We start from the raw sequence: 11,423 nt of genomic DNA on the forward strand, positions 1-11,423 counted from the left end.
GCCTTTTTCATGCCCCAGCCTTGGCGAGAAACGCCTTCATGGCGGGGGTGACACTGTGTTTTCGGGTGATGAAGGCGATGGTGCCTGCGCTCGCATCGCTCAGGGGATGGCAGGGCAGTTTGAAGAGCTGCTGGGCGGTGGCGGCGATGCCGGCGCTGACCACGGCGCAGCCCAGGCCGTGGCTCACCCCGTTGACCAGGTGGAACAGGGAGTCGGTCTCCAGCACCACCCGCAGGCTGATCTGCTGGCGGACGGCGGCCTCGTCCAGGTAGCGGCGAAACTGCATGGTGGTGCTTGGCAGGATCAGGGGGAGATCTTGCAAGTCCGCCAGGGTCAGCGGCCCGGTCGGGGCGCAGTGGGCAGGCAGGGGGCCCAGCAGGGCCATGGGGTTGGGGTGGCGAAGCTGGACGTCGAGGGCCCGGCGCTGATGCTCGGTGAGCAACTCGTCAAAGCCGAGCCCGATGTCGATGCGATGCAGATCCAGCTGCTCCATCAGGGTGGCATGGGTCATCACGCAGAGGTGCAGGCCCACCTTGGGGTAGGCGTCATTGAACCCCTTGAGCAGCGGCATGATGTCGATGCTCGACTGGGGCACGACGCCGATGCGCAGCGCACCCGACAGCCCGCCCCGAAAGAGGCTGAGCTCCTGGCGCATGGCATCCTGCTCCTGAAGCATCCGCTCGGCGTGGTGCAGCACCACTTCCCCCGCCTGGGTCAGTGCCACGAACTGGCTGTTGCGCACCACCAGTTCGGTGCCAAGTGACTTCTCCAGAGCGGTGATGCTGGCGGACAGGGTCGGTTGGGTGATGAAGCAGGCCTTGGCCGCCTTGGCGAAGTGTTTGTGCTGAGCCAGCTCGTAGAAATAGTGCAACTGCTTGATATTCATCGTGGTAATGGCAGCAGGCAAAGGCAATGAGCGACAAATTTAATCAATCGACATCGCCAAAGCAATAGAGGTTGTCTATCGGCGAATAGATTTGTTTCATTGGTTTTGGGAGAGCGACTTATCTAAACTTGAGGCCCGAATACAGCTTATAAGCGTCTCGCATGATCCCATTCAATTCACGGTTGCCCAGGCTGGATGAGCTGGTGGAAGAGGTGGCCGTGTCCGTCAACATCAACGGCATCAACCACGCGGTCATGATGGCCACCCCGGACGATCTCGACGACTTCGCCATCGGCTTCCTGTTTGGCGAGGGCATCATAGGGGGCAATCACGATGTGCACGACATCCAGAGCACGCCGTCCACGCAGGGGGTGGTGCTCGACATCACCATCGCCAATCGCTGCCTGGCGGCGCTGGGTCAGCGCAAGCGTCGCCTGGCCGGGGCGAGCGGCTGCGGCATCTGCGGGGTGGAGGCCATCGAGCATGCTCTGCCCGCACTCACCCCGCTGACCCCGGGCGCTCCCTTCGATATCGAGCGTCTGCGGGACTTGCGCGAGCGCATCGCCCCCTGGCAGAGCAAGGCCCGCCAGAGCGGGGCCCTGCATGCCGCCCTGGCCCTGAATGATCGCGGCGAGATCCTGGCCTGCCGGGAAGACATCGGTCGCCACAACGCCCTGGACAAGCTCATCGGCATGCAGCTGCGCCAGCCCGCGCAGGCCGATACGCTGGTCATCACCAGCCGCTGCGGCAGCGAACTCATTCACAAGGCGGTGCAATTTGGCGCCGCCCACCTCATCAGCCTTGCTTCTCCCAGCCAGCTCGCGGTGCGACTGGCCCTGAAATACAACCTGACCCTCATTCATGTGCCCAGATCCGATGCCCCGGTCTGCTATGCCAGCCCCCGGTTCCAGGATCAGTTCGGAGACTCCCATGTCCAGTCATATTGAAAAACCGGCCAAGGCCGGCGGCTTTTCCTCCCTGCAGTCCACCTTCAAGCAGGTGCTACGCAGCCAGAAGACCCGGCAGAACATCAAGAACCTGCTGCGGGTCAACCAGACCGACGGCTTCGACTGCCCGGGCTGCGCCTGGGGTGACAACAAGCAGGGGGCCTTCCAGTTTTGCGAGAACGGCGCCAAGGCGGTGGCCTGGGAATCCACCGGCAAGACGGTGGGGGCCGATTTCTTCGCCGAGCATTCGGTGCGTCGCCTCGCCACCCAGAGCGACTACTGGCTCGAATACCAGGGGCGACTGACCGAGCCCCTGCGCTACAACCCGGCCACCGATCACTACGAGCCGGTTAGCTGGGATCAGGCGTTTGCCCTCATCGCCGACAAACTCAAGAGCCTGGCCAGCCCCGACGAGGTGGAGTTCTACACCTCGGGACGCGCCAGCAACGAAGCCTCCTACCTCTATCAGCTGTTTGGCCGCCTCTATGGCACCAACAACTTCCCCGACTGCTCCAACATGTGCCACGAGGCGAGCGGGGTGGGGCTCATCCAGTCCGTCGGGGTGGGCAAGGGCACCGTGGTGCTCGATGATTTCGACGCCGCCAAAGCCATCTTCGTCTTTGGCCAGAACCCGGGCACCAACCACCCGCGCATGATGAACGCCCTGCGCAAGGCGGCGCGCCAGGGGTGCCAGATCGTCACCTTCAACAATCTCAAAGAGGTGGCCCTCGAGCGCTTCGCGAGCCCCCAGAGCCCGGCGGAGCTACTGACCCCGGCGGCCACCACCATCAGCCACCAGTACCTCACGCCAAAACTGGGCGGTGACATGGCGGCCATTCGCGGCATGGCGAAATACATCCTGGAAGAGGAGGGGGGGCGCATCGATCTCGCCTTCATCGAGCAGCATACCGCGCACTTTGACGACTACCTGGCCCAGGTGAAGGCCACGGAGTGGACGCAGATCGAGGCGCAATCCGGCCTCGGTCGGGAGGCGATCACCCGGGCGGCGCAGATCTTCGCAAGCAGCGAGAGCGTGATCAGCTGCTGGGCCATGGGGATCACCCAGCACAAGCATTCGGTCGACACCATTCGCGAAATCGTCAACCTGCACCTGATGTGCGGCCAGATTGGCAAGCCGGGGGCCGGACTCTGTCCGGTGCGCGGTCACAGCAACGTGCAGGGCAACCGCACCATGGGGATCAACGAGAAACCCAATGCCGCCTTCCTCGATCGCCTGGAGCGCCGCTTCCCGGTGGGCTTCAAGCGCACGCCGGGGCACAACGTCTACGAGGCCCTCAAAGCCCTTCATGGCGGCAAGAGCAAGGTGCTCATCTGCCTTGGGGGCAACCTGGCAGCCGCCGCGCCGGATACCGAGTTCACCTATGAAGCGATGCGAAGGAGCGAGCTCAACGTGCAGATCAGCACCAAGCTCAACCGCAGCCACCTCATGGTGTCAAAAGATGCCCTGATCCTCCCCTGCCTGGGCCGTACCGAGCTCGATCAGCAGCGCTCCGGGGTGCAGAAGATCACCGTGGAGGACACCTTCAGCATGGTGCACGCCTCCACCGGGATGAACGAGCCGGTCTCGCCGCTCTGTCTCTCCGAGATAGACATCGTGGCCCGCATGGCCGAGGCAACGCTTGGCAGCGATCGGGTGGACTGGCTGGCGCTGCGGGATGACTACGGGCTGCTGCGGGATCTCATCGAGGAGACCATCGCGGGCTTTGGCGACTTCAACCGCCGCATCGAGGAGCCCTGCGGCTTCCATCTGGAGAACAGCGCCGCCCTGCTGCGCTGGAACACCGCGAGCGGGCGCGCCGAATTCAGGGCGAGCCGTTTGCCGGACTCCATCCTGCCCGAGTGCACCAGCCACGCGGAGCAGATGGTGGACCAGCCCGTGCTGCTGCTTCAGAGCCTGCGCTCCCACGATCAGTACAACACCACCATCTATGGCATGGATGACCGCTATCGCGGCATCAAGGGGCGACGCAACGTGGTCTTCATGAACGAGGAGGATGCCAGGAGGCTGGGGCTCGCCGAGGAGCAGCGGGTGGACATGAGTGCGGTGTGCAACGATGGGCGCGAGCGGGTGGTGCGGGGCTTTAGCGTCATCTTCTACGAGATCCCGAAAGGCAACATCGCCGCCTACTACCCCGAGACCAACCCCCTGGTGGCCATCGAGAGCATAGGGGAGGGCTCTTTCACCCCCACCTCCAAATCGGTGCCCGTGCTGGTGACCCCGAGCGCCGCCTCGGTCGAGAGCCTGGCCGTCACGCTCTGATCCCCTGACATGGATACCGTCCGACCCCTGCCATGGCAGGGGTTTTTTATGGCCGGGCGGTGCCCGGCAAAGCCTGGGCCGATCAGCCCAGGGCCACCACCACGCAGTTTCGGCCCTGGCTCTTGGCATCATAGAGCGCCTTGTCCGCCTCCTTGAGCACGGCGGCGATGCTGGTGGCATCCGCTCCCCAGTGGGCGACGCCGAGGGAGATGGTGATGTGGCCAGCTACCTCCATGTCGTGGCTCGCCACCCGGGTACGCAGGCGCTCGGCGATCTTCTGCGCCTGTGCAAGGGAGACCCCGGGCAGCAGCAGCAGGAACTCCTCGCCGCCGCTTCGACACAAGGCGGCATCAGAACGCAGATCCTGCTGCATCAGGGTGGCGAGGGAGACGATGACGGCATCCCCCACGTCGTGACCAAAGCGGTCGTTGATGGCCTTGAAGTGATCGATGTCCAGGGCAATCACCGTCAGGGGCTGACGCTCGACCTCGTACTCGTCCAGCATCTGCTGCATGGCTCGGCGGTTGAACAGGCCCGTCATGGGATCGGTGTGGCTGTCGGTGTGCAGCTTGTCGATCTTGGTGTTGAGCAGCCCCAGCCCCTTGAGGATGGCCTGCTTCAACTGGGCTGCTTCGAAATACCAGGCGCGGATCCCCGAGATGCTGGTGGCGGCCCCCTGCTGATCCATGAGTCCGGCCCGGTTGGCCAGTTGTCGCAAGGGTCTGGCGATGATGGTGGCCGAGAGCCAGATGACGAAGAGAATGAAGAGGGTGACCGGGATCATCCCCTTGAGGATCTCCAGCATCTGTTCATCCAGGCCGGCCAGGGTGGCGCTGCGGGGGCGCTGGGCCACTATCCCCCAGCCTGCGTCCGCCACCGGGGCAAAGCCTGCCAGCATCTCGCTGCCCCGGGAGTTGAGCACGCTCTGGGCGCCATCCTGCCCCTTGAGCACCGCATCCACCACCCGGTTCTTGCCAATCCTCTGGCCGATGCGTTCCGGGTTCGGGTGGTAGATGAGGGTGCGCTGGCGGTCCACCACATAAAGATAAGAACCATCCTGGTAGTAGTGCTGCCCCAGCAGGCTGGAGAGCACGCTGGCGGACTCCAGATAGATGGTGCCGGCGACATAGCCGAGGTAGCGCTTGTCTGCCGAGAAGATGGGGTGGGAGAGGCTGATGAGGTAGTTGCCAGTGAGGGAGACCAGGGGATCCGCGATGAGGGGCTGCTGGCTTGCCAGGGTCCGGCTCGCATTGGCCGAGGTGAGCTTGACCCCTTTCACATGCAATGCCTCGGGAGAGACGGCGACGATGACGGAGTCGGTGTTCACGATGGCCACCGAGTTGAAGGTGTTGGTCTGCTGGCGCAACTGGCCCGCCACCTCCTCGAGTCCATGGAGGTCGTTGCCCTGCAGCAAGGGGGCGAGCCGGGCCGCGCCATAGGCCAGCTGTCCCTGGGCCGAGCGCAGCATGGTCTCGGTGGAGGCGGCGAGCTTGGTGGCATAGACCCGGTTTGCCTCCAGGGTGCTGTCGATGAGCAGTTGTCTTTGTGCCTGATAGATGGCGTAAAAGCTGTTGCCAAAGGTAGCCAGCACGCCGATGACGGCCAGCGCAAGGATGAGGCGATGCAGATCAAACCTCAGCAGCCAGTGAGAGTGCATGAACGAAACGGATCCTTGTCGTGGCGTCGGGGCAGTGCGGCAATTTTAAGGGGGGTGTCCGCCCAATGCCATCGTTAATGTGATTCTCGAATGGTTCCCCTTCATGGCGTGTCCCGGGCGGCAGCCCCGTCCCCTGTCGTCATGAGGCCGGTGAGGGCGGGATCCGCCAGCTCCGCCACCGTCTGCCAGAAGGGGGCGACGAGGGGATTGTCGTTGCCCGGCGGGCGAATGAGCCCGATGATCCAGCTCGCGTCGGCCTCCCCGAGGGGCAGGGTCAGCACATCGGGATGCTCAATGGTGGTGGAGGAGGGGACCAGGGTCCAGGCGATGCCGGCCGCCGCGGTGGCGATGCCGGCGGCGAAGTCGTTGACGTACTGGATGTCCTGAAAGCGCAGGCCGCTCTGGGCCAGATAGTGCACGAACTGATCGTGAAACGAGGGGGCCTTGTCCCGGCGCAGGATGGCGAGCGGTTTCTCCTGCAGATCGGCGAGCCCTGCCACCCCCTGATAGCCTGCGGGCAGCACGGCGACGAAATGGGCGCGCACCACGGGCAGCACCGGCCAGCCCTTGGGGGCGGGCAGGCGGCAGAAGCCGAGATCCAGCCGCCCCTCCGCCAGTGCCAGCAACTGGTGATGGGTGGAGAGATCGTTGAGCTCGATGGCGACCCCGGGGCGGCTGGCCCGAAAGCGGGCGATGGCGGCGGGCACCAGCAGCTTGGTGGCGACCCCGAAGCCGATGCGCAGGGTACCCGCGTGGCCCGCCAGCACGTCGCGGGCGCTGCGGGCGAGCTGTTCGCTCTGGGCCACCAGGGTGCAGGCGTCGGCGTAGAGGGCGCGCCCGAGCACCGTCAGCCGGGTGCTGCCGGCGTTGCGCTCGAACAGCTCGCCGCCAAGGTCCGCCTCCAGCCGGCGGATCTGCTTGCTCAGGGCCGACTGGGTGACGTGCTGGCGCGCCGCCGCCTGACCAAAGTGCAATACCTCCCCCAGGGTGACGAAGGCTTTCAGGTCTCTCAACTCCATGTTGCCTCGCTTGATTCCAGATAGGAATGATAGGTGGCCATATTTGTCATTGGACGGAATTCTAGAAGTGTTGGATGCTGGTGCCAACTCATTTCGGGCCCCTGTACGGGGCCGACGTATCACGGGATGGCCCCCGCCATCCGCGCAGAAGGAGCAACACCAGATGCATCATCACAAGTTCAACGACTTCCCGAACGGTTTCCTCTGGGGCGCCGCCTCCGCCGCCTATCAGGTGGAAGGGGCCTGGAACGAGGAGGGCAAGGGCCCCTCGGTATGGGACAGCTTCACCAAGTTGCCGGGCAAGACCTTTGAAGGGAGCAACGGAGACGTGGCGGTGGATCACTACCACAGGGTGGAAGAGGACGTGGCGCTGATGGCCGAGATGGGGCTCAAGGCCTATCGCTTCTCGGTGAGCTGGCCGCGCATCTACCCGACGGGGCGTGGCGAGGTGAACGAGGCGGGGCTCGCCTTCTATGACAGGCTCATCGACGCCCTGCTGGCCCACGGCATCGAGCCTGTGCTGACCCTCTATCACTGGGATCTCCCCCAGGCCCTGCAGGATGAGTACGGCGGTTGGGAAGACAGGCGGATCATCGACGACTTCGAGCGCTATTGCGTGACCCTCTATCAGCGCTTCGCCGGCAAGGTGAAGTACTGGGTGTCGCTCAACGAGCAGAACTACAACCTGACCAACGCCTACCAGCTTGGCACCCATCCTCCCGCGGTGCAGGACAGAAAGCGTTTCTTCGCCGCCAACCACATCGCGTTTCTCGCCAATGCCCGGGTCATCAAGGCGTTTCGCCAGCACGTGCCAAACGGCCTGATCGGGCCGAGCTTTGCGTACTCCCCCGCCTATCCGGCCTCCTGCGCCCCGAGCGACATGCTGGCGTTCGAGAATGCCGAGGAGTTCACCAACCTCTGGTGGCTGGATGCCTACTGCTTCGGCCGTTACCCCCAGGCGGCGCTAGCCTATCTGCGTGAGACCGGCGAGGCGCCGGAGATCCTGCCGGGCGATCTCGAGCTCTTGCGCGAAGGCACCCCCGACTACATCGGGGTCAACTACTACTACACCCTGACCTTCACCGACAACCCCCTCGGCGGCCAGACGATGCAGCGCATCAACACCACGGGCAAGAAGGGCACTACGCCCTCCAGCGGCATTCCCGGCCTCTACAAGACGGCCCCCAATCCGCACCTTGAGACCAGCAACTGGGACTGGGCCATCGATCCCACCGGGATGCGCATCGCCCTGCGCCGGCTCTCCTCCCGCTACGCCCTGCCGCTGATGATCACCGAGAACGGCCTGGGGGAGTTCGACAAGCTGGAAGCCGGGGACAAGGTGAACGACGACTACCGTATCGCCTATCTGCACAGCCACCTCAAGGCGTGCCAGGAGGCGATGCAGGACGGGGTCGAGCTGATTGGATATTGCGCCTGGTCCTTCACCGACATCCTGAGCTGGCTCAACGGCTACCAGAAGCGATACGGCTTTGTCTACGTGGACAGGGACGAGCAGGGAGGGTCTCTTCGTCGCATCAAGAAAGAGAGCTTCCACTGGTACAGCCAGGTCATTGCAAGCGGTGGCAAGACCCTGTAACGGGCCCGGTGCGCCGCACCTCGTCTGCCCAATGCCGGAAGGCCCCCTCATCGGAGGGGGCCTTCCTTGTTTGTGCAGCAGGCAACCATGACCGCCTAGATAAACATGCCGCCCGAGGCTTCGATGCACTGGGCGGTGATCCAGCGGCAGTCATCGGAGAGCAGGGCGGCGATGGCACCACCGATGTCGTCGGGCTGACCCACCCGGCCAAGGGCGGTCTGGCTCGCGAGAAAGTCGTTGACTCCCTTGTTGTCGCGCACCACGCCGCCGCCAAAATCGGTCTCGATGGCGCCGGGGGCCAGCACGTTGACCGCGATGCCCCTGGGGCCCAGCTCCTTGGCCAGATACTGGGTGAGCACCTCGACGCCCCCCTTCATGGCGGCGTAGGCGGCATAACCCGGCATGGCGAAGCGGGTGAGGCCGGTGGAGAGGTTGAGGATGCGACCGCCGTCTGCCAGGAGGGGCAGGAGCGCCTGGGTCAGGAAGAAGGTCCCCTTGAGGTGGATGTTGAGCAGGGTGTCGAACTGCTGCTCCGTGGTCTGCTCGAAGCTGGCATGAATGCCGATCCCGGCGTTGTTGACCAGGAAGTTGAAATGGGTGCGCTGCCACTCCCGGGCGAGCAGTTGCGTCACCTCCTCTGCAAAGGCCGCGAAGGTGGCGCTCTCGCCCACGTCCAGTGTAAGGGCATGGGCCCGAACGCCGAGGGCGCGGGCCTGGGCCACCACCGCCTCCGCCTCTGCGGCCTGGCTGCGGTAGGTGATGATGAGGTCGACGCCTTTGGCGGCGAGGGCCAGGGCCCCGTGCTTGCCAAGGCCGCGGCTGGCCCCGGTGATGAGGGCGATGGGTCTGGTCATGGTATGACTCCTGTCAGGGTGGCGGACACAGGCTCGATACGAGCCGACCAGATCACTGTATTGTTCCTTTTAAACTGGATAAATAGCGTGATAATAGAATCACTGTTCCGTTTATCGAGACAATCAGGCCATGGATCAACTGGATGCGATGAGAGCCTTCGTGCGGGTTGCCGAGCTGGAGAGTTTTACCCGCTGCGCCGAGCAGACGGGCATCCCCAAGGCGACCCTCTCTGCCGCCATCCGTCGGCTGGAGGAGCGCATGGGGACCCGGCTCCTGCTGCGTACCACGCGGCGGGTGCAGCTCACCACGGACGGCCAGCTCTGCTATGCCAGATGCCGGGAGCTTTTGGCAGATATGGAGGAGTTTGACGGCCTGTTTCGCCAGGGGGGGCAGATCTCGGGACAACTGCGGGTCGACATGCCAAGCCGGATGGCCCGCCACCTGGTGATCCCGGCCCTGCCGGACTTTCTGGCGCAGCATCCCGCCTTGCAACTGATGCTGAGCAGCACGGACAGGCGGGTGGATCTGGTGCGCGAGGGGTTTGACTGCGTGGTGCGGGTCGGGGCGCTTGAGCCCTCGAGCCTGGTGGCCAGGCCCCTTGGTCACTATCGCCAGGTCAACTGTGCCAGCGCAGGCTACCTGGCTCGCCACGGGGTGCCCCGCACCCTTGGGGATCTGGCGGGCCACCGGCTGGTGCACTATGGTCCCGGGTTTGGTGCCGGGCAGGGGCGCAGCGAGCCCGGCTTTGAATACCTGGCGGAAGATGGCCGCCGCGCCCTGCTGCCCATGGCGGGGGCCCTCATGGTCAATGACAGCGAGACCTACCTGGCGGCGGCGCTGGCGGGGCTTGGCATCATCCAGATGCCGCGGGTGGGGGTCGAATCCCTGCTCGCGGGGGGCGAGCTGGTGAGCATCCTGCCCCAGTGGCAGCCGCCGCCGCTCCCCATCCACGCCCTCTATGCCCAGCGCCGCCAACTGGCCCCCAGGGTCCAGCTCTTCATCCACTGGCTGGCGGGGTTGCTCGCCGCCCATCTCGGGGGCGCCTCAGAGGCGGCTGCGCCTTGAGCGAAACTCCCTCGGCGAGAGGGCAAACGCCTCGCGAAAGAAGCGGGTAAAGCTGCTCTGGCGGGCAAAACCCAGGCGCTCCCCCACTGTCTGCAGGGGGAGGGCGGGATCCTGCAGCAGGCGGCAGGCCTCCTCCCGGCGCACCCGCTCCAGCAGGCCCGAGAAGTGGCACCCTTCCTCCCGCAGATGGCGGTTGAGGGTCCAGCGGGTCAGTTTGAGGTGCTCGCACACCCCATCGAGCAGAGAGGAGGCCTCGGCGCTCTCTTGCCACAGCTGCTGGCGGATGAGTGCCATCACCCTGTCCCGGTAGCGGCTGCTTGGGCGAAGCTGGGCCATCTGCCGGTCGAGCTCCCCGAGCAGCAGGGGTTGCAGGGGAAGGTTGCACTGCCCGTGGGCGAGATCGAGCAAAGCGGCGGGAAAGCGCAGCTCGAAGGCCGCCCCCTGTTGCAACCGCCCTTCCAGCCAGCCTGCCAGCTCACGCCACAGCCTGGGGCGTACCGGGGTGGGCAGCACCAGCAGCCCCTGGCCCGGGTGGTAGAACTGGAGCAGGGCATAGAGGTGGCAGAGGTTGGCCAGGCTGCTCAGGGCGATGACGTCCGGGTGATCGGACTCCGAGTGGTAGCTGATCCTGGCCTGCCCCTCTTCTTCTTGCAGGCGGATCTCGTCGCTCTCGCCGATAAGGGGGCGGTAGGCGAGGAAGAAGTACAGGGCCTGGCGAAGGGTGGCGGCGTTGCAGCACAGGCTCGCCAGCGACATGAAGTCGGCAAAGAGGCCGGGGAGGGCGGGGGGCGTCCAGTCGAGGGCCAGATCCACGTGGGGGGCTGCCCCGGCCAGCAGCCGGAAGTGGCGCCCGGTGTCGAGCCGCCCCTGGGGGATCAGCAGCTCTTCGTGAGCGATGCCGCAGGGGTGCAGGAGGGCAGCAGGATCCCGCCCGCGGGCCTGCCAGTGGTTGAGGCAGTGCAGGGCAATCCGGTTGGAGACGGTCTTCACGGCAAAAATCCTTGTCAGCGGTGGCCCACCATCATCGACCAACGGCGGCGGATTGCCGTGAGCCAGCGCCGCTTTCATGTTTCAGATTTGTAACCAAGGGTAACCCTGCAACCCTTTTCACACTTT

General features: G+C 64.9%; 9 protein-coding genes. 4 read left to right on the forward strand and 5 right to left on the reverse strand.

The features are described from left to right. Positions 1-7: 7 nt before the first annotated feature. Positions 8-886 (reverse strand): LysR family transcriptional regulator, encoded by an 879-nt coding sequence (locus ACB037_RS08695; protein ID WP_371175209.1) that lies wholly within the window; start codon positions 884-886, stop codon positions 8-10. A gap of 161 nt (positions 887-1,047) precedes the next feature. On the opposite strand from ACB037_RS08695, the gene fdhD reads away from it, so the two are divergent. Together fdhD and ACB037_RS08705 are read left to right on the forward strand one after the other, a co-directional pair. Next, positions 1,048-1,833 (forward strand): formate dehydrogenase accessory sulfurtransferase FdhD, encoded by a 786-nt coding sequence (gene fdhD / locus ACB037_RS08700; RefSeq protein WP_371175210.1) that lies wholly within the window; start codon positions 1,048-1,050, stop codon positions 1,831-1,833. Further along, on the forward strand, positions 1,817-4,114 hold the full coding sequence (locus ACB037_RS08705; RefSeq protein WP_010674611.1) for an FdhF/YdeP family oxidoreductase: 2,298 nt from the start codon (positions 1,817-1,819) through the stop codon (positions 4,112-4,114). The genes fdhD and ACB037_RS08705 overlap by 17 nt, the downstream gene beginning before the upstream one ends. A gap of 82 nt (positions 4,115-4,196) precedes the next feature. Here ACB037_RS08705 and ACB037_RS08710 read toward each other — a convergent pair whose 3' ends face one another. Both ACB037_RS08710 and ACB037_RS08715 read right to left on the reverse strand, forming a co-directional pair. Then, positions 4,197-5,771 carry a diguanylate cyclase gene (locus ACB037_RS08710; protein WP_042863814.1) on the reverse strand — a complete coding sequence of 525 codons (1,575 nt, stop codon included), beginning with the start codon at positions 5,769-5,771 and terminating at the stop codon, positions 4,197-4,199. 101 nt (positions 5,772-5,872) lie between these two features. Further along, positions 5,873-6,790: a LysR family transcriptional regulator gene (locus ACB037_RS08715; protein WP_371175211.1), complete on the reverse strand. Its 918-nt coding sequence runs from the start codon at positions 6,788-6,790 to the stop codon at positions 5,873-5,875. Positions 6,791-6,953: 163 nt separating this feature from the next. Here ACB037_RS08715 and ACB037_RS08720 point away from each other — a divergent pair, with 163 nt between their 5' ends. Further along, positions 6,954-8,387, forward strand: a complete 1,434-nt coding sequence (locus ACB037_RS08720) for a glycoside hydrolase family 1 protein (RefSeq protein WP_041215229.1) — start codon at positions 6,954-6,956, stop codon at positions 8,385-8,387. A gap of 95 nt (positions 8,388-8,482) precedes the next feature. On the opposite strand, the gene ACB037_RS08725 is transcribed toward ACB037_RS08720, so the two are convergent. After that, a complete protein-coding gene (locus tag ACB037_RS08725; RefSeq protein WP_371175212.1) occupies positions 8,483-9,241 on the reverse strand; it encodes an SDR family NAD(P)-dependent oxidoreductase in 759 nt (252 codons plus the stop codon). A gap of 130 nt (positions 9,242-9,371) precedes the next feature. Here ACB037_RS08725 and ACB037_RS08730 point away from each other — a divergent pair, with 130 nt between their 5' ends. Then, positions 9,372-10,307 carry a LysR family transcriptional regulator gene (locus ACB037_RS08730; protein ID WP_371175213.1) on the forward strand — a complete coding sequence of 312 codons (936 nt, stop codon included), beginning with the start codon at positions 9,372-9,374 and terminating at the stop codon, positions 10,305-10,307. On the opposite strand, the gene ACB037_RS08735 is transcribed toward ACB037_RS08730, so the two are convergent. After that, positions 10,287-11,297: a helix-turn-helix domain-containing protein gene (locus tag ACB037_RS08735; protein ID WP_319884241.1), complete on the reverse strand. Its 1,011-nt coding sequence runs from the start codon at positions 11,295-11,297 to the stop codon at positions 10,287-10,289. The two genes, ACB037_RS08730 and ACB037_RS08735, sit on opposite strands and share 21 nt — an antisense overlap. Positions 11,298-11,423 lie beyond the last annotated feature (126 nt).

Source organism: Aeromonas sp. S19(2024), from assembly GCF_041402625.1.
Taxonomy (GTDB): Bacteria; Pseudomonadota; Gammaproteobacteria; order Enterobacterales; family Aeromonadaceae; genus Aeromonas; species Aeromonas caviae.

Coding starts and splice junctions, on each gene's coding strand:
- ACB037_RS08695 (WP_371175209.1), bottom strand. CDS start 886: ATGAATATCAAGCAGTTGCACTATTTCTACGAGCTGGCTCAGCACAAA.
- fdhD (WP_371175210.1), top strand. CDS start 1,048: ATGATCCCATTCAATTCACGGTTGCCCAGGCTGGATGAGCTGGTGGAA.
- ACB037_RS08705 (WP_010674611.1), top strand. CDS start 1,817: ATGTCCAGTCATATTGAAAAACCGGCCAAGGCCGGCGGCTTTTCCTCC.
- ACB037_RS08710 (WP_042863814.1), bottom strand. CDS start 5,771: ATGCACTCTCACTGGCTGCTGAGGTTTGATCTGCATCGCCTCATCCTT.
- ACB037_RS08715 (WP_371175211.1), bottom strand. CDS start 6,790: ATGGAGTTGAGAGACCTGAAAGCCTTCGTCACCCTGGGGGAGGTATTG.
- ACB037_RS08720 (WP_041215229.1), top strand. CDS start 6,954: ATGCATCATCACAAGTTCAACGACTTCCCGAACGGTTTCCTCTGGGGC.
- ACB037_RS08725 (WP_371175212.1), bottom strand. CDS start 9,241: ATGACCAGACCCATCGCCCTCATCACCGGGGCCAGCCGCGGCCTTGGC.
- ACB037_RS08730 (WP_371175213.1), top strand. CDS start 9,372: ATGGATCAACTGGATGCGATGAGAGCCTTCGTGCGGGTTGCCGAGCTG.